Raw genomic sequence first — 26,298 nt, forward strand, 5'->3', positions numbered from 1 at the left:
CTAGATACTTGATCCTCTTTACTTGCAACTTTTTTCTGCTTACTTCTTAATCACCTTTGTAGAGCCTAAGTTACCCTTGCTAATATCCGTGGGATTTCCGCGGTAATACACATTTCCTGAACCGATAGAACCTACAGTAAGATCTCCATCTACACCTATATGTACATCTCCAGAACCTGTTTTGCCTATTTTCACATCACCGGCCATCAGGTCAATACCTTTGAAATCCCCAGAACCTACCTGGCCTATATTGACATCACCGGCTTTTCCACTTGCAATGGAAACAGTACCTGACCCACTCATACCTATATTTAAATCGTCAGTTTCAAGAAATTCCAATGATATCGTTCCAGAACCTGCTTGGCCTATTCCGAATTCTTTAGAATACACATCAGATCGAACCATGATATTTCCTGAGCCAGCCAATCCCAAACTTTCTAGTTTCTTGATGGTAACATAAACTGTAAAGTCTCTATTGTCATCATCATCGTCTTTGAGCTCAATCTCAAGTTTCCCGTCTTCCACTTCAGTAATTACCTCGCTCAAATCAAACCCTTTTGAAACTAGCTTGACTTGATCTATATCACCAATAGTTATGATTACATCCCATGAACCTTCGGAACTTACACCCGTAAATTTCCCTGGAGTTCGAATTTCAGTCTGTGCCTGAGCAGTTGTGCCCATTAAAAATAACAAAAGAACAAGTGCGGAAATTTTAGAGAAAGTCATAGCGATATATTTTAATTCGTGTGTGACTTCTACTTTTCAGAGATTGTGCCAATGAGAAAACCTACCTCATATGCCAATAAACAATGTTTCTGCACAATCTTCTGTCCGAAGCAATACCATTTTGTTCGGAAGCGAACGATAAATGCAAATAAAAAAGAATAACTGCTGTAGCAATCTTAGTAACAACGCAGTAAAAGGAATTCCCATTGACAAGTAAAAATTAATAGCTCTGGGTAGGAAAATTTTGCAATAGTTAAAATCACCAGTTTGATTTTCAGGCATTCAGATGCATCTTTACCTAATACTCCTTTTTATCACCTAAGGATAAAAGCCCACGTCAATCGCCTATATGCTTACTCACTTACTGGTTTGGATGGTTCTATTGATCCCATCTATGCAACAATCACAGACCGATAGTCTTAAGTCGGTTGTAAAGCAGACAGACAATGATTCCATCAAAGCGTCCGGATTTTACAATCTGAGTAGAATCTATTATCCCTACGACCAAGATTCAGCTATTCTATTTGCTACCTCCGCCAAGGAGATTTCAAATGCTAAGAATTTCAAAAAGTTGGAGGCAAATGCCCTCAATATTATTGGGGTTTCCTTTCTGATCAAAGCTGAATATGAAAAAGCACTAAGTACACATTTTGAAGCTTTAGGGATCCGCGAAACTCTGCAGGATACGGTCGGAATGATAGAATCAACGATGAACCTAGGCAATATCTATTACAGACTCGGCGAACCGGAAAAAGCAGTAGCTCAATACCATGAAGCACTGGCGCTGGCACAGCAAATCAACCATGAACGAGCCATGAGTTTGCTCTATAACAATCTGGGAAGTTTTTATAGAGATCGCTGGTTGGCTTTTAAGGATGAGAATGACTTTAATCAGGCCAAAGATTTTTTACAAAAGTCCCTGGACATAAAAGAAAAACTTCAGGACAATCGAGGTATCATCAATACGCTCGGCCAGCTTGGTGAGCTATATTACGAATCAGGTGAAAAGATCAAAGGCATAGAAATGGTGGAAAAATCCTTGGAATATTCTGAGGAACTGAACGACACCGAAGGTAGGCTTTCATCACTGGGGACGCTTTCCGATTACTATCGGGATGAACAGGACATCAGCAAATCTCTACCTTATGCAAAGGAGGCTTACGAACTGGCAGAAAGCACTGATTCCTACTATCATATTGCCATCGCAGCAAGCAGAATGGCTAATTTGTCCGCTTTAAATAAAGATTTTGAAAATGCTTACCAATACCTACTCGTTCATAGAGCCAGTAACGACTCAGTATTCAACGCATCAAGACAAAAAATTCGCGACGAATTGGAAATCCAATATGAGAGTGAAAAGAAGGAGTTGGAAAACCAGAAGTTGACTCAGGATCAAGCACTCGCAGAACTCTCCCTCACTCGTAAAAATGAACTGCTTTGGATTTTCATTTCAGTTGGACTGCTATTGCTCGCTCTCGCGTGGCATCAACGCAAAATCAACCAAAAACTACGGATAGCGCATCGTAAGTTGGAAGAAACCAACCAAAAAGTACAGAACCAAAACAAAAAAATTCAGGAACAGGCAGCGGAACTCAAGAACTCCAACCGAGAGCTCAAAAAAGCAAACAAATTTCGCGAAAAGCTTTTTTCTATCATTTCCCATGACCTGCGTACCCCCTTTGCCTCGCTTAATAATTCGCTGGATCTCTGGCAAGAGGGCGAGCTCAGTATGAATGAGATGAATTACATCCTTTCCAATATCGCCTCTAATACGCGATCAGCCTCTATCCTACTTTCGAACTTACTTACCTGGGCCAGAACTCAGATAAGCTCCGAGCAGGTAGAAAAAACCGAAGTTTCTCCCGCAGAGCTCATTTCCGAAAACCAACAGCTATTCGCCAAGCAATTAGATCAAAAAGAACTCACCCTCCATAACAATATCCCTGCAGGAGTATCCCTGCATACAGATCGGGATAGGTTACGATTTATCCTTCGAAACATTATTTCTAATGCTCTCAAATTCACACCTGCTGGTGGAGAAATCACTGCATCCCTTGATCCAGATTGCCCTTCAGCTATCCTAATCAAGGATAGTGGCATTGGAATGAGCCAAGCCCAGATCGACACCTTGTTTAACAAGAAACAGTACTCTTCTACGGGAACCAACGGGGAACAGGGTACTGGAATTGGATTGATGCTGTGCAAAGATTTTGCTGACAGTATAGGCGCAAAAATTACCGTCAGTAGTCAAGCGGGACGTAGCACAACTTTTAGAGTCGAGATTTGAAGGCATCTTACCTAATCTAATTCAAACTTGGGATAAAAGCCTAATACCAAGATTTACACTCCGAAGTGACTTTCCGAAATCAGGATACTAACTAAGCCCGGGCATCGGAAATTCACCTAAGGCAATTCTTTTCAGCAGAATTGTTGAAAAATATTTTTATTTAAGTAATTTCAACTTAATGTAAATTATTTAATAAGTACACTAAATCACCTTTCCTTGAAAACTGCTGTATTTCCCATTTTCCTTATTTTGACAGGCATCCTAGGTTGCTCTACTCCAACTGATAACTCTTCCGGGGAGTCAAAAGAATCTCAGTTACTCACCCCAGAACCAGTAATCATGGCCTATTATGTGGCAGAGCGAGATTACCAGCCAGAGAAAATTCCAGTAGAAAAACTCACCCATATCATATACTCCTTTACAAATGTTATTGACGGAGAAATGAAATTCCGAAATGAAGAAGTAGCAGGTCCAAAGATTGAAGCCTTGGTGAAGCAAAAAGAGCGTAATCCTGATTTGAAGGTAATGATTGCCTGTGGGGGCTGGGGAGCAGATGGTTTTTCAGATATGGCATTGACAGAAGAAAGCAGAGCAAAATTCATCAAAAGTGCTTCTGAATTCATTACCAAATACAAGCTTGATGGCATGGACATGGATTGGGAATATCCGGGGATATCCGGAGCTGGTACCATGGCTCGTCCGGAAGACACGGAAAATTTCACAGCTCTGATGAAGGGCCTAAGAGAAATGCTGGATGAATTTGACTCTCCAAAAGTCCTGACCTTTGCCTCAGCAGGCTGGAAACGATACTACGATTATGTTGATATGGACGAGGTGATGAAGTATGCCGACTATACCAATGTGATGACTTATGATCAAGTTTCAGGGGTCTCCATTTACACAGGTCATCATACCCCACTTGGCGATGTGAAGAATGCTGATACAGAAGGCACCCCCTTCCAAGCCCATTTAGATAGCCTTTATGCGAATGGTGAAAATCTTGATTCAGATCCACGTTCCTCTGAAAAAATTGTAGACTTCCTAATAAAAGAAGGTGTAGATCCAAAACAGATCGTCATAGGAGGCGCCTTTTACGGGAGAGTTTGGAAGGGAGTTCCACCTGTAAACAATGGCCTATACCAGTTGAGCAGTGGCTTGCATATTGGCTGGATGGCGTATCATCAGATTCGAGCCAAATACGAACAGGACAGCAATTTCACAAGATATTGGGATGAAAAAGCTGAAGCACCTTATATGTATAATGCTTCCGACAGCCTGTTTGTATCCTATGACGACACCGTTTCTGTGGCACTAAAAACAAGGCACACCATGGAGAAAGGTTTGGGAGGCATCATGTTCTGGGAATTGGGAAATGACACCAAAGAAGAAGGAAGTTTGCTAGATGCTATTTATAAGGCAGCAAAGGAATAAGTTTTTAAATCTTCTTGGTTCGTCTTACTACGTTCATGATTCAATATTAGAATTGATTAACACGGCCGTATAAGTATTATGGGTTTTGAAAGATCTCGTAATTCGTACTTCTTAAATCAAATTTCTTTCATCTCGCTTCCAAGCAAATTTCTTACCTTTGCACCTTGCTAAGTTTTCAAATCAACCCATTTCCAAATGGCTACAAAAAAAATAAAATCTGCCCTTATTTCTGTCTTCTATAAAGACAACCTCGAACCTATCATCGCCCTATTGAAAAAACATGATGTCACCATTTATTCAACCGGTGGCACTCAGAAGTTTATCGAGGATCAAGGTGCGGAAGTTATACCAGTAGAAGAGTTGACTAGCTATCCTTCCATTTTCGGTGGAAGAGTAAAAACCCTCCATCCGAAGATTTTTGGAGGTATTCTTTACAGAAGAGATAATGAAGGAGATCTTTCCCAAGCTTCAGAATATGACATCCCTGCTATTGATTTAGTCATTGTGGATTTATACCCTTTTGAGGAAACTGTAGCTTCCGGAGCTTCTGAAGCAGATATTATTGAGAAAATCGACATAGGAGGAATTTCCTTGATCCGTGCTGCTGCCAAAAATTTCAAGGACGTTACGATCATTGCTTCTAAAGATCAATATACAGAACTGGAAGGAAGATTAACGGAACAAGATGGAGCTACTACCCTAGCTGACCGTCGTTATTTCGCAGCTCAGGCATTCCAGGTGTCTTCCAACTACGACACCCATATTTTCAATTACTTCAACCAAACTGAAAACATTCCAGCGCTGAAAGTATCTGAAACTAAAGCAAAAGCGCTTCGCTACGGAGAAAACCCACATCAGAATGCCCATTTCTATGGAGATATGGAAGCACTTTTCGATCAGTTGAACGGAAAAGAACTTTCTTACAACAACTTAGTAGATGTGGATGCAGCAGTTAATTTGATCGCAGAATTCAAAGGGGAAACAGCTTTTGCAATTTTGAAACATACTAATGCCTGCGGAGTTGCTTTGGCACCAACTGTGAAAGAAGCATATCAGAAAGCTTTTGCGGCTGACACTACTTCTGCTTTCGGCGGTGTTTTGATTACAAATCAAACAGTAGATAAGGATGCAGCAGAAGAAATGCATTCCTTATTCTTCGAAGTCTTGATTGCTCCAGATTTCACAGATGAAGCGCTGGAAGTATTGACCGGCAAGAAAAATAGAATTTTGCTTAAGCAGAAAATGGATCTTCCTGGTACTAAAATGATCAAAACGCTTCTTAACGGCGTGATCGAGCAGGATAAAGATTTGGCAACTGAAACAAAAGCTGATTTCACGGTGGCTACCAAAAAAGCTCCAACAGAAGCTGAGCAAAACGCCTTAGTATTCGCAGCAAAAATCTGTAAGCATACCAAATCAAATACGATCATCCTTTCTAACAGTGATCAATTGTTCTCAAGCGGTGTGGGTCAAACTTCCAGAGTTGATGCCTTACTTCAGGCAATTGACAAGGCAAAAGCATTTGGCTTTGACCTGAATGGCGCAGTGATGGCATCTGATGCCTTCTTCCCATTCCCAGACTGTGTGGAGATCGCTGGAAAAGCTGGAATTACAGCGGTGGTTCAGCCTGGCGGATCTATTAAAGATCAATTGAGCATCGATTATTGTGACGAAAATGGCATCGCAATGGTGATGACCGGAGTGAGACACTTTAAGCATTAAAAAAGTAGCAAGTAGCAAGACATAAGTATCAAGACCTTCTGAGATTAAGTTTTCAGAAGGTTTTTTTGTATTGCTTAAGCCTTAAAATCAAAAACTTAGTGAGTCTTGGTTTTAGTGAGAATTTATAAAACCTCTATGTTTTGATTTAAGTTTGATATGTAATTTGTACTATCTAATCGAACTACTATGGATGTATCCGAACGAATTAAGAAAAATCTGATTTCCAGAATTAAAGAAACTCAGGACATCGATCTCTTAAAAGACATTGAATCTATTTTTGATTCTAAAAGTGATGAGGTGGTAGACTTAACTGAAGATCAATTGAGAGCTATTGAAACCGGACGTAATCAAATTAAAAATGGTCAATTCAAAGCTCATCAACAGGTAATATCTGAAATGAAAAAACGGCTAGAAAGCAAATAGTTTGGTCTGACTTAGCTTCAACTGAACTAGCAAGCATTTTAGATTTTTATCCTGTTCGTAATGGTAGCAATAGATATAGTTTAAAACTTTTAGATGAGATTGAAAAAGTAGTAAGTACTTTGATCGATAATGAGCATCCGGGTAGATTAGCTACAAATAAGTTAACTAGGATTTTACCTTTCAAATATTACTTGATTTTTTACGAAGTAAATCACCATCAAATAGAAATCGTTTCGATTTGGGATAATCGTCAAAACCCTGAGAGAAAAAAAGTTTACTGATTTTCTGTACTTAATTTTACAATTCAAGTAAAAAGGTTAAAAACCAATAAAATAAACTGAGATTATTTATACATATCCCATTTTTTCACAAACTTTCATTTCCCCATTTGAAACTGCTATTTTGCAGCCTGAATCAATTTCGGACTTTTTCCGTTCTTGCTTCTTGATACTTGAATCCTGATTCTATAAATGAAATCGCATAATTTAAAGCTATACAACACTCTTTCCCGCAAGAAAGAGAACTTCGAAGCAATCAACCCTCCTTTTGTAGGATTATATGTCTGCGGACCAACTGTCTACGGAGACGCGCATTTGGGCCATGCACGCCCGGCAATCACTTTTGATACTGTTAATCGATACCTGACCCATCTGGACTATCGGGTTCGCTATGTTCGAAACATTACTGACGTAGGCCACTTGCAGGGTGATGCCGATGAGGGGGAAGATAAAATCGCCAAGAAAGCCAAACTAGAGCAGTTGGAACCTATGGAGATTGCCCAGCAATACACGGATTCCTACCACAGGGATATGGCTTTGCTGAATACTTGGAAACCTAATATCGAACCTAGAGCAACCGGACACATTCCAGAGCAAATTGCTTTGGTTGAAGCCATTTTAAAAGAAGGTTTTGCCTACGTAGTAAACGGATCGGTGTATTTCGATGTGATGAAATACAACGAAACAAATGACTACGGTAAGCTTTCTGGCCGTGACTTGGAAAACTTGCTGACTGGCAGCCGTACACTTGATGGACAGGAAGAAAAGCGGAATGCAGTAGACTTTTCCCTTTGGAAAAATGCGTCTCCTGAACACCTCATGAAATGGGAATCTCCTTGGGGAGTTGGATTTCCTGGCTGGCATTTGGAGTGTACTGCCATGAGTTCAAAATATCTAGGAAAAACCTTTGACATCCACGGCGGTGGCATGGACTTGATGTTCCCACATCATGAATGTGAGATTGCGCAAGGAAACGCATGCAATCATCAGGATCCTGTGAAATATTGGATGCATAACAATATGATCACCATCAACGGACAGAAGATGGGTAAATCCCTAGGGAATTTCATCACCTTACAGGAACTGTTCAATGGAGATCATAAGCTGCTGGATCAGGCTTACAGCCCGATGACGATCCGTTATTTTATCCTAACTGCCCATTACCGCTCCACGTTGGATTTCTCTAACGATGCACTTCAAGCTGCGCAAAAGGGCTATAAAAAACTCATCAATGGTCTGAGAATTTCTAAGCTATTGAAATATGAGGCAGGTGAGGCTGAAAAGGATGAAGAGCAAATCGCTCAAGTAGAACAAATCATCACCAATGCCTACCGGGCGATGGATGATGATTTCAACACAGCACAAGCAATTGGACACTTGTTCAATTTGCTGAAGAAAATCAACTCCATGTATACAGGACAGTTAAAGTCCGCTGTCTTTGGTGAGGAGATATTCAAAAAATTGATTGATACATTTAACACATTCGTTTCGGATATTTTGGGTTTGATTGAGGAGAAATCAGACCACCAAAATGAAATGTTAAACTTGCTTTTACAATTGTATACAGAAGCAAAAACTGCCCGAGATTATACCAAGGTAGATGAAATCAGGGCTGGTTTGAAAGAGATAGGTTTTGTGGTAAAAGACATGAAAGATAAAATTGACTGGGCGTATGAAGAATAAATCTTGGCTGCTAGGCCTACTCTTACTTGCCTGGGCATGTTCTAGTCCTGAAAAGAAAGCTGAAACAGTAGCGGAAGTTCCAGTAAAGCCCTACCCTACTTTCTCTGCTGATTCGGCATATGCTTATGTGCAAAAGCAAGTAGATTTTGGACCAAGAGTTCCTGAAACTGAAGCTCATGAATCTACTAAAAACTGGCTTCTGGATAAGTTTGAAGGTTTTGGCTTTACCGTAGAAACACAGGATTTCGAAGCAATGACTTACGATGGACTTACCTGGAACTTGAGTAATATCATAGCTTCATATAATCCTCAAGCAAGCAAAAGGATTCTTTTGGCAGCACATTGGGACACCCGAAGAATTGCTGACAAAGATACTGAGCGAATCGATGAACCTATTGACGGAGCAAATGATGGCGGTAGTGGTGTAGCGATTTTAATGGAAATCGCTCGGGTGATAGGTACTCAGGAATTAAAGCCAGAAGTTGGAATAGACATTATATTATTCGACGGAGAGGATGACGGTGAGCCTGAAGGAACAGAAATGAGAAACAACGAGCAGGATTTCTGGTGGTGCTTGGGCTCTCAGCACTGGTCCAAAAACAAGCATAAGCCGAATTACTCTGCTTATTACGGGATCTTGGTGGACATGGTAGGTGCGAAAGGATCCCGGTTCTACCGAGAAGGTTATTCCCGTCAATACGCCTCAGGAATTGTTAAAAAAGTCTGGGACAATGCCCATCAGATTGGGCAGGGAGACTTTTTTATCTATAAAGATTCTCCAGAAATCACCGATGACCATGTATTTGTGAATGCATTTGCAAAAATACCCATGATAGACATCATAGAATTCTCACCTGATTTTGGATTTGCTCAGTATCATCACAAGCACTCGGATAATATGGAGATCATTGATCGTCGTACCTTACAGGCAGTGGGAGAAACTGTTCTTTTTACTGTTTACCAAGAGTAAAAACCTTATCTTTCCATCTTAGAATCGTCCAATTTAGATGCTACCAAGTGGATTCCTTAATCATTTTGACTAATGAAATCGAGAACTTCCGAGGTGCGAGATTCCATATGACCACTGAAAATACAATAGTAAGCATATGAAAAAAGGTCACCAGGTTACGATGAAAGAAATCGCCAAGAAATTAGGTGTTTCTGTATCGACTATTTCCCGAGCGCTAAAAGATTCTCCTGAGCTACACCCAGACACTAAAAAGCGTATAGTGGAAATGGCCAAGGAGATGAATTACCAGCCAAATCTCCTAGCTCAAAGTCTTAGGATAAGTAGAACCAATACCCTTGGTGTAATTGTGCCTGAAATCACCTCGCACTTCTTCGCTTCCTGTATCTCAGGCATTCAGGATCATGCCAATAAGCGTGGGTATAATGTGATGATTTGCCAATCGAATGAGACTTTGGAACTAGAAAAGGCAAATATCAGAACTTTAGTTTCCTCTCAAGTGGATGGCTTGCTGATCTCGCTGAGTAGAGAAACTAATAAATACGATCATTTATTTGACCTATATAATAGAGAAATCCCCTTTTTACTATTTGACAGAGTAAATGAAGATATTCCCGTATCGAGGGTGACTTTTAATGATGAGGGAGGAGCCTATCATGTGACCAAGCACCTCTTGGAAACTGGCTGCAAACGCGTAATGTATGTATCCGGTCCTGAAGACTTGTATATAAGTAAAAAAAGGAAAGAAGGGTATTTACATGCCCTTACAGAGTTTGGGATAGATGCTGATCCTGAATTAGTGAAGATTTCTGATCTGACTTCAGAAGGCAACGTAAAAATTGCCCATGAAATCGCAAAAATGACAAATCGTCCTGACGGTGTATTCTGTATGATAGACCCGGTCGCTTTGGATTTTATGTCTGTTTGGAAACCCATGGGAATCAAGATCCCTGACGACATGGCTCTAGCTGGATTTACCAATAATCCGGCCTCAGCAGTGATAGAGCCTCCATTGACCACCGTGGCTCAGCCCGGCTATGAAATGGGAAAATTGGCAGTCAGTCATTTGCTCGATCAATTAGAAGGCCAAGCTTCAGATGATCCGATTTCCATTGTTTTAGAAACTACCTTGCTACCCCGTCAATCGACAAAAGCACTTTAACTTAATGAAAGATAAAATTGCCCTATCCTTTGAGAATATCTTTGGAAATAAACCCATTATGGCGTTTGCCCCTGGAAGAATCAATTTAATCGGAGAACACACAGACTATCAGGAAGGTCTGGTTTTTCCAGCTGCTGTGGAACAAGGAATATGGGTAGCACTTCAAGAAAACAACCTTCCTACTTGCAGAATTTTTTCGGAAGACTATAATGAAGAGTTTGTCTTCGACATCCATTCATTCTCCCCAAAAAAAGGACACTGGGCCAACTACACCATGGGAATGGTCTCCCAATTTCAACAAGCCGGTTATAGATTAGAAGGGTTTGACTTAGTTTTTGGAGGCAATATTCCCGCTTCAGGACTTTCTTCCTCGGCTGCACTTTCAGTCGCAATTGGTACAGGGTTGACAGAATTATTTAAGTTACAAGTCTCCAAAAAGTCCATCGTACTATACGCTCAAAAGTCGGAGCATCTCTTTGCAGGAGTGAAATGTGGCATCATGGATCCATACGCCTCTGCCTTTGGGAAAGAAGATCATGCGTTAATCTTGGATTGCCGTACCAATAAGCACGAAGAAGTTGCTGTGAATTTCGGCTCCCATTCCCTAATATTGGTCAATTCTAAAGTCAAACACAACCTGGCTGATTCGGCCTACAATAAACGTAGAGAGTCTTGTGAAGAAAGTGTAAGTATACTTCAATCTTATTTTCCAGCGGCCACAACCCTCCGAGACATTCCAATAGGGGAAATTGAGAAAGTCAAGCAGACCTTACCGGCAACTCTTTTTCCAAAAGCAAAACATGTGATCACCGAAATAGAGCGAGTCAACCTTGCTTCAAAAGCTCTTCATAAAGGTAATTTAACTGTCTTTGGAAACTTATTGAAAGAGTCGCACAGGAGCCTGAGCAAAGACTTTGAAGTCAGTTGTTTGGAATTGGATTTTTTAGCCGATAAATCCTGGAGTTTACCTGGTGTATTAGGTTCCCGCATGATGGGCGGTGGATTTGGAGGTTGCACTATCAACCTGATTTCCAATTCACATAGGGAGAATTTCCAAAATGAAATACAGGCTTCTTACATAGAAAAATTTGGAATAGAAGCAGATTTCATACCTGTTAGTCTTTCTGAAGGAGCTAGAATACTGTAGAAATTTACCGCTTAAAAGCGCAATCCCATCTAGACAATAAATAGCGTATTTTTTTCCAAAAAAATCACCAATTTGTAGTCTTAACTCTCAAATGAGAATATTTGCCTATTATCCTAATAACATTAAACCTATGAATTTCCCAAAAAACCTAAGAAGCTTACTGCTGCTTGGAATGATAGCGAGCGTAGGTTTCTGGAGCTGTAATTCTCGCTCTGGAAAACCAAAAGTGCTCGTCTTTAGCAAAACCGCAGGTTACTATCACGCCTCTATTCCCCAAGGAGTAGCAGCTATTCAAAAGCTTGGCGCGGAGAATGATTTTGAGGTGGATACGACCACTCAGTCAGAAATGTTCACCGAAGAAAATTTAGCTCAATATTCAGCTGTCATCTTTTTAAGCACAACAGGAGATGTATTGAACAACTACCAAGAGGCCGATTTCGAAAGGTATATTCAAGCAGGTGGTGGATTCGTTGGTATCCATGCTGCCGCAGACACCGAGTATGGTTGGGGCTGGTACGGGAGATTAGTAGGGGGGTATTTCGCTGACCATCCTGGCATCAATGATCCCCATCCTAACATTCAACCTGGCGAAATAACGTTGGAGGACAATAGTCATTCTTCTACTTCCTTTCTCCCTAGCCCTTGGTCAAGAACTGACGAATGGTACAGCTATAAAAACCTGAATCCTGAGGTCAATGTGCTTTTGAGTCTGGATGAAGATTCTTATAAAGGTGGTATGGATATGGGTGAGCACCCTATCGCTTGGTATCATGATTATGATGGAGGAAGAGCTTTCTATACTGGAGGCGGACACACGGATGAGTCATACTCAGAAGAGCTTTACCTGAAGCATGTGCTGGCAGGCATACAGTATGCCATCGGAAAAAATGCAGAATTGGATTACTCAAAAGCTAAGAGCAAAAGAGTCCCAGAGGAAAATAGATTTTCTAAAACATCTCTGGTAGGACCAGAATTTACTGAGCCTACAGAAATGACCATTCTTCCAAATTTGGATATCCTTGTCGCTCAAAGAAGAGGAGAAATCTTATTTTTTAACAACGAAACTGAAGAGCTTTCAGAAGTGGCTAAGCTTGACGTTTACTGGAAAACTGATGTAAAAGGAGTTAACGCAGAAGAAGGCTTAATGGGAATTCAAAAAGACCCTAATTATGCTGATAATGGATATGTGTTTGTTTACTACTCACCGGTTGGAGACGAAGAAATCAATAGACTTTCCAGGTTTACTTTCAAAAATAACACCTGGGATATGAGCTCTGAGGTGGTGATCATGGATATTCACTCGGATCGGGATATCTGTTGTCACACTGGAGGTTCCATAGCTTTTGATAAAGAAGGGAACTTATACCTCTCTTTAGGAGACAATTCCACACCATTCAATCAGCCTGATTCTGAGTTCAGAAACAATGGTTTTGCACCTTTAGATCAGAGACCTGGATTTGAGCAATATGACGCGAGTAGATCTTCCGGCGATGCCAATGACCTTAGAGGTAAAATCCTACGGATTAAAGTAAATGAAGATGGATCTTACGACATTCCCGAAGGAAACCTTTACCCTGTTGGAACTGAAGGCACTAGACCTGAGATATATGTACAAGGAAACAGAAATCCTTATAGAATTTCCATAGATCAGAAAAACGGCTTTTTATACTGGGGGGAAGTTGGCCCAGATGCAAATGAAGACATGTTCGAAACCCGGGGACCACGAGGTTATGATGAGGTAAACCAAGCAAGAGAGGCAGGTAATTTTGGCTGGCCTTTCTTTGTAGGGAATAATTATCCTTACCGGGAATATGACTATGTCACAGGGGAATCAGGAGCCGCATTTGATCCTAAGGCACCTACCAACACCTCAATTAATAATACCGGAAAAAAGGATTTACCATCGCTGGCGCCTGCCTTTATTTGGTATCCATACGGGGAATCTAAAGAATTTCCACAGTTAGGGACTGGAGGAAGAAATGCAATGGCCGGCCCAGTTTACTACAGTGACATGTACACAGCGGATACTAAACTGCCAGACTATTTTGATTCCAAGGTGTTTATCTATGATTGGATCAGAGGATGGATAAAAGTAGTAACCCTAAAAGAAAATGGGGATTATGATAAGATGGAAGCATTCATGCCTAGCACAAAATTCAATTCTATCATCGATATGGAAATGGGGTCTGACGGTAGAATCTATATCTTGGAATATGGCAATGGTTGGTTTTCAAAAAACCCAGATTCAGGTCTTTCAAGAATTGACTTCAATGGCGGAAATAGAGCTCCTATTGTAACTCAAATCTCCGCTGACAAAACTTCAGGAACGAACCCTTTGACTGTCACTTTCACCACCAAAGCTTCCGATCCTGAAAATGATCCTTTGACTTATATCTGGGATTTAGGCAATGGACAAACTGTAACAACAGATGTACCTACACTTAAGCATACATTTGATGCTATCGGAGAATACGAAGTGACAGTTACTGCCAAAGACCCTAGTGGATTGACAGGAACTAGCGGATTGGAAAGCATTTATTCTGGAAATGTTGCTCCTGAGGTCTCTATCAGCATTGATGGAAATCAATCCTTCTATTTCCCTGGAAAAAAAGTGGCTTACAGCGTGAGTGTGAAAGATGCCGATAATCCTACAGCATCGTCTGATATGAGTACGCTTTACGTATCCGCGGACTACATAGAAGGATTGGATCAGGCAGAATCAGATATGGGTCATAAAGTAATGACTGAAGCTATGATGGGTAAATCACTCTTCACTACTTTGACCTGTAAGACTTGTCACAAAGAAGCAGAGGCTTCTGTGGGACCAGCCTACATCGATGTGGCTGAAAAGTACACCCAAAAAGATGCTGATTACTTGAAAAATAAAATCAAAAACGGTGGCGGTGGTGTCTGGGGAGAAGTAGCTATGCCTGCAAATCCAGACATGAAAGAATCTGATCTTAATGCCTTGGTAGCTTATATTCTCTCCCTAGATCAAGTGACTACGCCTTCACTTCCAGCTTCTGGAACTGTAGATGCCACTGCCGGCAAGGAAGCAACGCCAACAGGAGTATTGATGCTGAATGCATCTTATACTGACCAGGGAGGAGACAACATAAAACCCCTTTCAGGTTCTCAAACAGTATTTCTGAAAAGCAATACGATAGATCTTGGCAAAGCTGAAGAACTAATGGGTGGATATGCAGTCAATAGTTACGAAGGAGCAAACTTCCTAACAGTTCCTAAAGAAGATGGATCAGCTCTTATCACAACAGTAGATTTGACTGATGTTGCTTCAATAACTCTGAACACATTTACAATGGGCGCGCTAACGGGTACGTATGATTTTGAGTTAAGACTAGACAGTCCTTCCGGAGATCTAGTAGGCAAAGGAACCTTCAGTCCAAAAGGATCCACCACAGGAGGAGCACCAATTCAAGGTTCGCTGACTATTCCTTTCACTGGAAATGCTGATGGGAAAATGCACAAGGTATATTTGATTTCAACACCAAAAAATCCTGGCGAAGAAGGAAGGTTTGTAATTCGATCTTTCACTTTCAACGCTAAATAAAGTAACCATGAATAAAGCAAAAGACCCATGCAGAGATTACTGCATGGGTCTTTTTGTTTTCATTCACCTGGCGCCAAGAGCGTAGACAAGCTACCTTAGGAAGAATGAAATTTTCATAAAAAACGGGATTTAGTCAAATTGACATCTAGAATCTTCTGGCTGCCAGACTATTTTTGAATCCCCCAAATCTGCAAATGTATATTCTCCTTCGATTTGATTACCTCCACAATCCAATAGCAGCAAAGCCCAATTAGCCAAAGGATGGCAAGTTCCTGAGTAGAAAACAGTCTCTCCCTCAAAAGTAGCCTGAGCAAGGTAACTGTATTCAGAACTTGAACCAGATTCCGCTGCCTGTTTGATTGCATTGAGCCAAGCCAAATCTTCTACTGGATTAATAACGCCACAAACCATGACAGGATCTTTGTCTTCACTGCAAGCAAAAGAAAAGAGCAAACAGCAGTAAATTGGGTAAATTAACTTTTTCATTGAAGTAGATTTAGTGAAAAAAGAAGTTAAACCCAAAACGAAGCCATCAGCCAATACGCTACTTTTTCGCCTATTTTATCGGTGAAAAAGGAAGGGTTTTATAGAAAATAGCATCTACTTTCTCTACAATCTTCCCGTCAGCTTCAGATAGCTCCTTTGCCTTTACCCAAGCTGGGTCTTTGGCAAAGTTTTGAAAATTAGCTTCAAAAGATGCTTGATTTTTGTCACCCAATAAATAAACCAATTTAGGTTGACTGCCATCATTTTCAACTGTTACCCAATAGGGATAGTTTTTCAACCCTTGCTTCGCAAACAATTCCTGAGTGTGGTCTTTAAATCTTGTTAGTAGATTATCAAGCCTTCCATCAAAACAAGTATAGGTTCTCATCTGAAAAATCCCACTAGCCTGAGGGAGTGGGAAATCATTCAATCCTGGAGCAAGTTTCATGAATGTTTGATCCACACTTTTTACCAATGCTCCGTTTACCCTTGATTCCTCAAACACTTTTTGCCACACTGGATCATTCATAAATTTACCCCACATCACATCTCTTGACTTCTCATCCGGATAGCCAAGAATGTAGGTCAGTGAATTATCCTCATTATCAATTGGTAGAAAATAGATGATATTTTCCATCCCACTTTTCTCGAAAAGCGAAAGTGTATGCTCTTGAAAACGCTTGATCAAATCAGGAAGCTTTCCTTCATGGGCATAATACTTTCTTATCTCGAAATAAGTCGAAGTGTCACTCAACTTCTGTGCATAGCCTGCGAAGGCAAAAAGCATTGCAATCATACTGAAGATAATTTTTTTCATGAGTTATGATTTTGAGAATAAAAACGGCGGATTGGCTGACTTATTCAAATGAAAATTAAGCTATTGAAGAAGATAAAGCCTATTTCCTCCAAGACTTCCAGATTGCTGGAAACAACGCAACTAGAATAATTAATAAACCGAAAGTCTCTCTTGATTCTTCCATTGACTGAGTTTTCATACTTAGGTTATGTTGCTCCACTTCTTCGGAAATCCAACCTCCCACATCGCCTTGCCAATAATAAATAGCGCCAATAACACACGCTATTGCAAGAATTGTCAACGGAATTTTAGGGAAAATTCCCCGCACCCCCAACAAACAAAATATAATCGCTACTCCATAAATACTCACCCAAATCTCAGGATCAGGGTCGTTGAACTGCCAATAAGCAAAGAGTGAGAAAATAACAATCCAGATAGCAAAATAGATTTTGTTAAACTTCATAATATTTCAAGGGTTGGTTCATAACTACAGAAAGCAAAGAATTTTATTTAAATTGAAATGCTAACAATTGCCCAAATTACCGCTCTTAATTTTGGCAAACAAGGCATTATTTAAAGCTATTTATGACGTTCAATTTCATTTTAACTAGAGGAATTAAATTAATACTATTTTTCTACCTCATGTATTTTAGTTTTTGTTTTGCTGTCAATGCAGCTCAAGAAACTAGTCCGACTACTGCTCCCGAAATAAGTGCAGATACTACTGTAAAAGTGGAAAAAAGCCCGGTTGTCTTTTTTAGTGACACCCTCTATTTCATTTCTGCCAAGCTAGGTCCCTACTCTGCTGCTGAGCGAGCGCTCAACCAAAGTAAAAGGCTGGAAGCACTTATTGAAAATGATGAATTTGACACCTTATTACTCTCCACTTCTGAAGACGTGGTAGCGGTCGAAATACTGCATGGTGAACAAGTCATTGGAAGTATTACCCAAGCAGATGCGGACCTGTCCAACAAAAGTAAGTCTGAGCTAGCTGAAGACTATATTGCAGCTATAAAAATCAGTTTTGCAACGCATAATGACCAGCAAAGTCTAATTACAAATCTCACGAGAACAGGGCTTTTAATCGGGATTTTCTTAGTTCTTATAATCCTTGTCAAATTCATCAATAAGGGATTCAATAAGCTAATCGATTACATCTTACGCAAATGGCATAAATATTTTAAAGGCATAAAAATCAAAGACATAGAAATCCTTTCTGGAGAAAGGCAAGAGAAGTTGTTTTTCTTGGGTATGCGAGTGGTGAAGCTCATCCTTATCATCTTGCTATTATACCTTTCCCTGCCTATCATTTTCAGCATTTTTCCTGCGACAAAGGGGCTGGCTACTACCCTACTTTATTATATCACCTCACCAGTGAAATTAATTTTGTTAGGTTTTATAGGTTTCATTCCAGAATTATTCATGATTCTCGTCGTGATTTTTATCACGTACTACATCACCAAAGGAATCAATTTTATCTCCTTAGAAGTTGAGAGAGAAACGCTATCAATCCCTGGATTCTACCCTGAGTGGGCAAAGCCGACATTTAATTTATTTAAGATTATTGTCATGGCTTTTGCCTTCATCGTCATCTTTAATTATTTACCTTTTTCTGATTCTCCTGCTTTCCAAGGAGTTAGTGTATTCCTGGGTTTATTGATTTCTCTGGGATCTTCATCAGCTATCAGCAATATCATAGCAGGCTTAGTGATCATATACATGAGGGCTTTTAAGCTTGGGGATCGTGTAAAAATCGGAGATACTACAGGTGATGTGATTGAAAAAACTATGCTGGTTACCAGACTACGTACGATTAAAAATGAAGAGGTCACTATTCCAAATGCCTCGATTTTAGCAGGAAAAACCATCAACTACTCTGTGGAGTCTAATGGACCAGGTCTGATTCTGCACTCTACTGTAACAATTGGATATGATGTTCCATGGCGCAAAGTGCATGAATTACTTATTTCAGCAGCAATGAAAACAGACATGATCCTAAAGGCCCCATCTCCCTTCGTTTTGCAAACTAGCCTAGACGATTTCTATGTGAGTTATCAAATCAATGCCTATACCACTACTCCGCAAAAAGCGGCAGTGATCTATTCTGAACTGCACTCATTTATTCAGGATGCGTTTAGTGAAGCGGGTGTAGAAATTATGTCTCCCCATTATCGTGCTTCACGGGAAGGCAACGAACTCACAATTCCTCCAATCTATATTCCTGAAGAAAAAAATTCTAACTAGGACATACATATGTAAAACAAAAAGGGAAACCCTCTTGCGAACGCTTCCCTTTCTCCTACTCTAACCATAGTTAGCGTTAAGAGCCAAGCTACTGTTAAAAGACTTGTCATCCAGTTGCCCAGATTAATAATAATGATTTCTATGCTCAGTCTTCTACACCTTTCGGTTTCGAAAATTTCAATAAACACTTTTGTGGTAAACCATCTCAGACAAAATCCCGGAGGACATTGACCTTTCATGCAAATTTGAGAGCTTTCAATCCTTATCCGAGATCGTATTCCCGGTCTTTTTATCTCTTACTTGGTTTAATAAATATCTCCTTAAATTCGCCCAAAGACAACTTTTAGGCTAGTTAGTTTCCCACCATCTTTCCACCAAATTATATTCTAAACAAACACACATATCAACCTTAATTAGATGGTTATCAACTTTTTAATCACATCAATTAGAGATATATCATATATCTGCCAATAACTTGTTCTTATTTCATCTTAATTCTCATGAGAAACGCATCGGCAGTCATGTACAAATAATTCTCATCACTGTCAAAAGCACAATTTGCAGTGCCTTGCCCTGTCTTGATAGTACCTAAATGCTTCCCCTCAGGACTGATTACTAAAATACCTCCTGGACCTGAGGCAAACAAAGTCCCCGAACTGTGCACGGCCAGACCATCCGGTAATCCCGGATTCTCACTACCAATAAGCACTGTAGCATCCAGCAATATATTTCCTCCTAGGATATCTCCATTTTCACCCAAATCAAAAGCATAATACCTTGCTTTTTCGGGATCAGATTGCGCGATGTATAAGGTGCTCTCGTCAGGACTTAACCCAATCCCATTTGGCCTACTCAACGTATCCAAAAGCAGGTTTAAACTCCCATCAGGATCTAATCTATACACCCCTTGAAAATCCAATTCCTTAGTATTCCATGGGTCCAAACCATAAGGAGGATCATTGAAAAACAGCTGTCCAGATTTGTTAAATACTAAGTCATTTGGACTATTGAACTTTTTCCCTTCATAAGTAGAAGCAAGCGCTATAAAATCAGGTTTTGGATCAGAAAGAGAAGTATTCATTCTTGCTACCCTTCGTTCTCCGTGCTGGCAGATTATCAATTGTCCGGATGCATTCAATGCCAAACCATTGGATCCTGGTTCTTTCTTATTGGTCTCTGTTCCCAAATATCCAGAAGGCTCCAGAAATAAGCTTAAGCTATCCTTCTCAGTCCACTTCCAGATTTTATTGGTTGGCACATCTGAGAAGATTAATGCGTTTTGATCTTCCAACCATAGTGGTCCTTCTGACCATTCAAAGCCAGAAGCTATCACCTCTATCTTAGCATCCTCAGGCAAGAAAATATTCAAATCCGGGTCCAATCGTTCGATAGAACCAACAGATTGAAATTCGAAATCTTCATCTTCAATGTTAGATGATGTATTTGGATTAGCACATGCCGATAGTAGAATTAGTAATAAAAAGAGTTTTGAGTTTTTCATTTGGTTTTAGGTAGGGTTACTTGCTAATAATGAGTTAATTAATCGGAAAAAAAGTATCAAAACATTTAAATATCATCAAAATGATGCTTCCTAAAATAACCTATCCTTTGGGATTTTAAGGAGTAGGCAAAAAAGTGAAGATAAATCTTAGCCTTTTCCTCATGAAACCAATTTATTTTGCAGCCTGCCGTTCGGAAGGTAGTAAACTGAAAATAGGATTTTCTGTATGTGATGAATTCATCAAAGCTTCCATCTCCTTAACTTTTTCGGGATTTTCTGCAGCAATATTATTTTTCTCTCCCAGGTCTACGCTTAAATCATATAATTCAATCTTTGGCCTGTCGCTACCAAAAACCTGAAGCTTCACAGCCTTCCACTTGCCCTGCCTTACCGCCTGCTTACCACCTTGCTCATGAAATTCCCAATATAAATACTCATGTTCTTTCTGATCTTTTTGCTCCAACATAGAAGGTAAAAAAGAAATCCCGTCTATGTTAGTTGGAATTTCAGCACCAGCTACATCAGCAAATGTTGGTAGCAAATCCCAAAATGCTGATATGTGGTCACTTTTCGAACCCGCTTTGATCTTACCTGGCCACCAGGCAATCATCGGCGTACGGACTCCACCTTCATATAAGTCACGCTTATGTCCTCTGAAGGGTCCGTTGCTATCGAAAAAGTCTGGATCAGCCCCTCCTTCCTGGTGCGCACCATTATCAGAAGCAAAGATAATTAATGTGTTTTCGGCAATTCCTAGTTCATCCAACTTAGCCAGCACCTCTCCAACGTAAACATCCATTCGTTCTACCATAGCTGCAAATGCAGCATGTGGCGTAGGATGGGATTGGTAAGCAGTGATGTTGATGTCAGGACCATATTCTGTACCCTTTCCAGCTGGATGGGGTTTTTCATCACCAAATTTTGCTTTGTATTTCTCGATAATTTCATCATCCGGAGCAGCTAATTCAGCATGTGGCATAACGATAGGCATAAACAAGAAGAAAGGATTATCCTTGTTGTTTTCCAAAAATGTAATCGTCTCTTTCTGAATCACATCTGGTGCATATACCGTCTTATCGACCCAGCCATTTCCCTCCAAAACAATTTTGTCGCTATTATGCCATAAGTGCGCAGGATAATATCTATGAGCATATCTCTGACAATTATATCCGTAAAACTCCTCAAAACCTTGCTGATTTGGATCCCCAGTGGTTCCTACAAAGCCTAGCCCCCATTTCCCAAAAGCTCCTGTTTTGTAACCAGCATTTTCCAGCACTTTAGCGACGGTGGGAATAGAATCAGGCATAGGATATTGCCCCTCCGGCTGTACTTCACGATTGCCACGAATAGGCGTATGCCCCGTATGTAATCCTGTCAAAAAAGAGGATCTGGAAGGAGCACAAACAGTTGCTCCGGAATAATGATTAGTAAAAAACATGCCCTCCTTAGCCAGACGATCAATATTTGGAGTTTCTATGTATTCTTGACCAAGAAAACCCAGATCTCCATAACCTAAGTCATCTGCGAGGATAAAAATTATATTAGTCTTTTTTTCTACTTCAGCTATTGCGTTCTCCTTTTTCGAATCACAACTAGTAAAGCCTAGAAATGCAAAAGTAACCAGTAAGGATAGGGGTAAATATTTTCGTATTAACATGTCCCAAGATAACAAGAAATGTAGCGGCTTAAAATAAGTAGCTGTATGATTTTGCTCCGCGTTCCTGCACCAATTTATTGCGAATCATCAGGATTCTATACGCTTCTAAAGGCTCAGCAACTCCCCCAGACCGAAGTCTCGCCTCGCAAACCAAGGGCCTCACATCAGTCAAGTACGCCATTTGCAAAATCTCCTGAGCTTCTGAACCCTGCCCCTCTTTCTGAAACTCATTAAGCTTTTCCCGGTCCACCAGCAGCGCTTTTGCATAGGCAATTGTAATAGCTTCCAACGCTTGAATCAAATCGACCAAGGGATCTTGAGTATTATAGCTGGCATCTATCATCCAGGAAATACTTTCCCAAGCCTGTGCTCCATCCAGGTCTCCACTTATTAATTCAGTAAAAATCAAAAAAAGCTGATACGGCTTGATACTACTAGGATTCATATCATCCTCTCCATACTTACTATCATTGAAATGAAATCCTCCAAGGAGGTTTTGATACATTAGCGTAGCTACAATTTGTTCAATATTAGTTTTTGGAAGATGGTAGCCTAGATCCACCAGCGCTTTGGCCCTTGATCCTAATCGTTTGGCCAGCATACAGGAAGTCCCCCAGTCAGGGACCACGGTATGGTAGCAATTTGGCTCATAGGGCTTGTACTCTAGCATCAGATCCCAGTCTGAAGGCATGATTTCATATATTTCACGGAGAGACTCTTCAGTCCAAGCTAGAGTATTTCTGAAATTCGACTGACCTGGAAAATTACTTCCATCAGCCATCCAAACGGTCAACCCTTTGCTTCCCAGCTTTTTGCCAATGCTAATTACCTCTTCGTTGTGAGCAATAGCTTCTTGCCGGATTGTTTTGTCAGGATTCCCTAAAGAACCTAAAGCGGCATATTTCTGCTTGTTTTCATCCTGAGAACTTGTACTATTCATGGAATCAAATACCAAATCCAGATCAACAGCCAATTCTTTGGACTCCTGGTAATCCTCAGGCGTATCCCATGGTATATAAACAGATATTGAATTCGTTTTTCTAGTCAACTGCTGCAATAAGCCTACATCTTCCAACTTTTCATTTAAGTTTCGAGGCTCCCCTCCTGTTCTATGCATTTTTGCTCCTGCTCTACCGTTTCCCAACGCTGCACTTGGAATGGCTATTTGAAACTTTTGAATCTTCAGGATAATATCGTCAAAATCTAAGCGCTGATTTGAGAGTCGATCTCTCAATAAATCAACTGATCTGTAATGAAAATTAGTGGTAGAAAAAGATGCTATTTGGTCTTCAGTTATTTTCATAAATAGGTGGCAGTGTAACTTTTTTACTCATTTTGTTCATGAAAAGGCCAAAAATCAAGAAGAGAGGCCTTTCTTCGACTTGTACAATCAGATTAAGATATAAGGTTATTTCACATTCAATTTTTTGCTTTAACGTGTGAGAAAAGCTGTTTTCTCCTTCCGGCCCAACTGTTACTTTGGTAGGTAAAACACCCAAAACGAGTACGAATCAGCTTTTATAACAGATTTAAGAACTTGCTATTAGTGTATTCCCAACTCAGGTTTTTTGGGGAAAAATCATTGATATCTATTCCTATCCCAGTAAGCTGTTGGAATTTGTCCTAGTGATGAAGTATCAAATTGGTCGCCAAAAAAAAGTCCACAAAATCATTTAACTCCATAAAAAATATAGAAGTCTACCCCCTGAAATAAAATGAATTTCGCATTCTGCGTACACTCTTCCCCTATGATCTCTATAGATTTTGGATTATACTTTTTAAATTTCAGGTATAAAAAATATCCATATAGAGAACCAAAATTTTAGAAACAAACAGAAGGACGAGAACACCAAATACTACGGCAACCCTGAAATCCGTTTAATTAAAATTAAATTTCGAATAGTTGGGATATTTACAACAATAATATCATCGCATGATCTTTAGCGAAATATTGTAACAACCACAGGCCAAATAATTAGTGTTAATCTTTAGGTATTCAAGACAGCACAGGATACCTGAAGTAATCTTTTCGCCCATATTCACTATCAGAACAATCTGCTAAACGCAATGAGCATAACAACAAAAAACTTTAAGCATGTAAGTTACCTCTGGGATGATGCTGTAGCATCTAAACTTGAGGGAAAGGAAGTTGACCTTCTAATTTATCGTTCAAATATCCTTGGAGCTGATCTAAGAATCACCAATTACGGAGGTGGCAATACCAGCTGCAAAACCTATGAATCTGATCCGCTCACTAACGAAAAAGTAGAGGTAATGTGGGTCAAAGGCTCCGGGGGAGATATTGGGACTCTAACTAAAGCTGGCTTAGCTGGACTTTATGTGGATAAACTACGTGCTTTGAAAGGCATCTATAGAGGACTGGAATTTGAAGATGAAATGGTTGAACTTTTCAACCATTGTATCTATGATCTTAAGTCCAAGGCTCCTTCCATTGATACACCACTTCACGCATTTCTTCCATTTAAGCATATAGATCACCTTCATCCGGACGCAGCTATTGCAATTGCAGCTGCCAAAGATGGGGAGCAGATTACAAAAGACCTTTGGAACGGACAGATCGCTTGGGTGCCTTGGCAAAAACCGGGCTTTGATTTGGGCTTACAATTGAAACAAGCCCTAGACGAAAACCCTGGGATCCGAGGAATTATGCTTGGTGGCCATGGACTTTTCACATGGGGCGATACTGCCTTCGAATGCTATATCAACAGCTTGGAAGTGATAGAAACTGCTTCGGAATACCTAGCTCAAAATTACGGTAAAACCCGTCCGGTATTTGGAGGTGAAAAAGTAAAATCCCTAGCTCCAGAACAGCGAAAAAGTCAAGCAGCTAAGCTTGCGCCATTGCTTAGAGGCCTAGCTTCTTCAGAAAATCTGATGGTGGGTACCTTTACTGATGCACCGGAAGTCCTTCAGTTTATCAACAGCAACGACCTTAGCAAACTAGCTCCTATGGGTACAAGTTGCCCGGATCACTTTTTGAGAACAAAAATTTCTCCTTTGGTTCTGGATATTGCAGCAGATCAAGACCTTTCTGACCTTACCGCTTTGAAAGAGCAAATCAGTGTGGCATTCCAGTCTTACAGAGAAATGTATGCTGACTACTACGAAAATCATAAGCATTCCAATAGCCCCGCGATGAGGGATCCTAATCCGGTAATTATCATCTGGCCGGGTGTAGGCATGTTTAGCTACGCAAAAAACAAGCAGACAAGTCGTGTCGCTAGTGAATTCTACATCAATGCAATAAATGTAATGCGTGGTGCAGAGGCAGTTTCTCAATACGTTTCTTTGCCCCTACAAGAAGCCTTCAATATTGAATATTGGTTACTCGAAGAAGCAAAACTCCAGAGAATGCCAAAAGAGCAGCCTCTTTCGAGAAAAGTTGCCTTAGTCACAGGAAGTGCAGGAGGAATTGGTTTGGCTATCGTAGAAAAATATATCCAGGAAGGTGCCTGCGTGGTAGTTACTGACATCGATGAAAACAGACTTCAAACCACTGGAGAGGCACTTTTGAAAAAATATGGAAAAGATGCATTTCTAACTGTGAAGCTAGATGTGACTAATAGCGAAAGCTTAGAAGCTGCGATTGAAGCTACTTGTCTTCAGTTTGGAGGAGTGGATATCATGGTGAATAATGCCGGGATTTCTATTAGCAAGTCTTTTGAAGATCACACGGATCAAGACTGGGACAGACTGAATGACATTTTGGTGATGGGTCAATATCACATTTCCAAAGCCGGAGTAAAAATCATGAAGCTTCAGGGTCATGGTGGAGACATAGTAAACATTGCAAGTAAAAATGGCTTGGTGGCCGGTGCAAAAAATGTGGCTTACGGAACCGCCAAAGCAGCACAATTACATATGTCAAGATTGATGGCAGCAGAATTGGCGGAAGACAAAATCAAGGTCAATGTAGTAAATCCGGATGCAGTGATAGAAAACTCAAACATTTGGGAAGGCGGATGGGGTGAAAATCGCGCGAAGGCCTATGGAATAGAAGTGAAAGACTTGCCACAGTTCTATGCAAATCGTACCTTATTGAAAGAAAGTGTGAAAACTAGTGATATCGCCGATGCTGCATTCGTCTTCGTCAGCGGTCAACTTGGGAAGACAACTGGAAATATGTTGAATGTAGATGGTGGATTAGCCGCTGCATTCCCAAGATAGTTTATGAACTAATAAATTCCGATTCC

At 40.3% G+C, this 26,298-nt stretch carries 19 protein-coding genes; 12 read left to right on the forward strand and 7 right to left on the reverse strand.

Features of this window, described 5'->3' with window-relative positions; all coding sequences use genetic code 11:
* Window positions 1-39: 39 nt before the first annotated feature.
* A complete protein-coding gene (locus QOL76_RS02975; protein WP_283411538.1) occupies window positions 40-729 on the reverse strand; it encodes a head GIN domain-containing protein in 690 nt (229 codons plus the stop codon).
* A 349-nt stretch (window positions 730-1,078) separates the two neighbouring features.
* On the opposite strand from QOL76_RS02975, the gene QOL76_RS02980 reads away from it, so the two are divergent.
* The 10 genes from QOL76_RS02980 (at window position 1,079) to QOL76_RS03025 (ending at window position 15,400) form a co-directional block, all read left to right on the forward strand.
* Window positions 1,079-3,016 carry an ATP-binding protein gene (locus QOL76_RS02980; RefSeq protein ID WP_283411539.1) on the forward strand — a complete coding sequence of 646 codons (1,938 nt, stop codon included), beginning with the start codon at window positions 1,079-1,081 and terminating at the stop codon, window positions 3,014-3,016.
* 216 nt (window positions 3,017-3,232) lie between these two features.
* The gene (locus QOL76_RS02985) at window positions 3,233-4,447 is read left to right on the forward strand and encodes a glycoside hydrolase family 18 protein (protein ID WP_283411540.1); all 1,215 of its coding nucleotides are present in this window, start codon (window positions 3,233-3,235) and stop codon (window positions 4,445-4,447) included.
* A gap of 195 nt (window positions 4,448-4,642) precedes the next feature.
* The gene (gene purH / locus QOL76_RS02990; protein WP_283411541.1) at window positions 4,643-6,169 is read left to right on the forward strand and encodes a bifunctional phosphoribosylaminoimidazolecarboxamide formyltransferase/IMP cyclohydrolase; all 1,527 of its coding nucleotides are present in this window, start codon (window positions 4,643-4,645) and stop codon (window positions 6,167-6,169) included.
* Between the two features lie 186 nt (window positions 6,170-6,355).
* On the forward strand, window positions 6,356-6,592 hold the full coding sequence (locus QOL76_RS02995; RefSeq protein WP_283411542.1) for a hypothetical protein: 237 nt from the start codon (window positions 6,356-6,358) through the stop codon (window positions 6,590-6,592).
* Window positions 6,593-6,627: 35 nt separating this feature from the next.
* A complete protein-coding gene (locus tag QOL76_RS03000) occupies window positions 6,628-6,873 on the forward strand; it encodes a type II toxin-antitoxin system RelE/ParE family toxin (RefSeq protein ID WP_283411812.1) in 246 nt (81 codons plus the stop codon).
* Window positions 6,874-7,062: 189 nt separating this feature from the next.
* Complete coding sequence (cysS, locus tag QOL76_RS03005) at window positions 7,063-8,553, forward strand: cysteine--tRNA ligase (protein WP_283411543.1); 1,491 nt, start codon at window positions 7,063-7,065, stop codon at window positions 8,551-8,553.
* Complete coding sequence (locus QOL76_RS03010; RefSeq protein WP_283411544.1) at window positions 8,543-9,523, forward strand: M28 family peptidase; 981 nt, start codon at window positions 8,543-8,545, stop codon at window positions 9,521-9,523. Before cysS ends, QOL76_RS03010 begins: the two co-directional genes overlap by 11 nt.
* A gap of 136 nt (window positions 9,524-9,659) precedes the next feature.
* Window positions 9,660-10,682, forward strand: coding sequence for a LacI family DNA-binding transcriptional regulator (locus QOL76_RS03015; RefSeq protein ID WP_283411545.1), 1,023 nt, complete (start codon window positions 9,660-9,662; stop codon window positions 10,680-10,682).
* A gap of 4 nt (window positions 10,683-10,686) precedes the next feature.
* Entirely contained in the window at window positions 10,687-11,829 is a 1,143-nt protein-coding gene (galK, locus tag QOL76_RS03020; protein WP_283411546.1) for a galactokinase, read from the forward strand.
* A gap of 130 nt (window positions 11,830-11,959) precedes the next feature.
* Window positions 11,960-15,400 carry a ThuA domain-containing protein gene (locus tag QOL76_RS03025; protein WP_283411547.1) on the forward strand — a complete coding sequence of 1,147 codons (3,441 nt, stop codon included), beginning with the start codon at window positions 11,960-11,962 and terminating at the stop codon, window positions 15,398-15,400.
* 129 nt (window positions 15,401-15,529) lie between these two features.
* On the opposite strand, the gene QOL76_RS03030 is transcribed toward QOL76_RS03025, so the two are convergent.
* The 3 genes from QOL76_RS03030 to QOL76_RS03040 form a co-directional block, all read right to left on the reverse strand.
* Window positions 15,530-15,886 carry a hypothetical protein gene (locus QOL76_RS03030; RefSeq protein ID WP_283411548.1) on the reverse strand — a complete coding sequence of 119 codons (357 nt, stop codon included), beginning with the start codon at window positions 15,884-15,886 and terminating at the stop codon, window positions 15,530-15,532.
* Between the two features lie 70 nt (window positions 15,887-15,956).
* Window positions 15,957-16,703, reverse strand: coding sequence for an NIPSNAP family protein (locus QOL76_RS03035; protein WP_283411549.1), 747 nt, complete (start codon window positions 16,701-16,703; stop codon window positions 15,957-15,959).
* Window positions 16,704-16,782: 79 nt separating this feature from the next.
* Window positions 16,783-17,145, reverse strand: coding sequence for a transmembrane 220 family protein (locus QOL76_RS03040; RefSeq protein WP_283411550.1), 363 nt, complete (start codon window positions 17,143-17,145; stop codon window positions 16,783-16,785).
* 179 nt (window positions 17,146-17,324) lie between these two features.
* Between QOL76_RS03040 and QOL76_RS03045 the strand changes: the two genes are divergently transcribed.
* Window positions 17,325-18,926, forward strand: a complete 1,602-nt coding sequence (locus tag QOL76_RS03045) for a mechanosensitive ion channel family protein (RefSeq protein WP_283411551.1) — start codon at window positions 17,325-17,327, stop codon at window positions 18,924-18,926.
* A 481-nt stretch (window positions 18,927-19,407) separates the two neighbouring features.
* Here the strand turns inward: QOL76_RS03045 and QOL76_RS03050 are convergent, their stop codons facing one another.
* From QOL76_RS03050 to QOL76_RS03060, 3 genes are all read right to left on the reverse strand, one after another.
* On the reverse strand, window positions 19,408-20,427 hold the full coding sequence (locus QOL76_RS03050; RefSeq protein WP_283411552.1) for an SMP-30/gluconolactonase/LRE family protein: 1,020 nt from the start codon (window positions 20,425-20,427) through the stop codon (window positions 19,408-19,410).
* 172 nt (window positions 20,428-20,599) lie between these two features.
* Complete coding sequence (locus tag QOL76_RS03055; RefSeq protein WP_283411553.1) at window positions 20,600-22,084, reverse strand: arylsulfatase; 1,485 nt, start codon at window positions 22,082-22,084, stop codon at window positions 20,600-20,602.
* Window positions 22,085-22,112: 28 nt separating this feature from the next.
* On the reverse strand, window positions 22,113-23,387 hold the full coding sequence (locus QOL76_RS03060; RefSeq protein ID WP_283411554.1) for a sugar isomerase: 1,275 nt from the start codon (window positions 23,385-23,387) through the stop codon (window positions 22,113-22,115).
* Window positions 23,388-24,151: 764 nt separating this feature from the next.
* Between QOL76_RS03060 and QOL76_RS03065 the strand changes: the two genes are divergently transcribed.
* Window positions 24,152-26,272 carry a bifunctional aldolase/short-chain dehydrogenase gene (locus tag QOL76_RS03065; RefSeq protein ID WP_283411555.1) on the forward strand — a complete coding sequence of 707 codons (2,121 nt, stop codon included), beginning with the start codon at window positions 24,152-24,154 and terminating at the stop codon, window positions 26,270-26,272.
* Window positions 26,273-26,298 lie beyond the last annotated feature (26 nt).

Source organism: Algoriphagus winogradskyi (assembly GCF_900182815.1).
GTDB lineage: Bacteria > Bacteroidota > Bacteroidia > Cytophagales > Cyclobacteriaceae > Algoriphagus > Algoriphagus winogradskyi.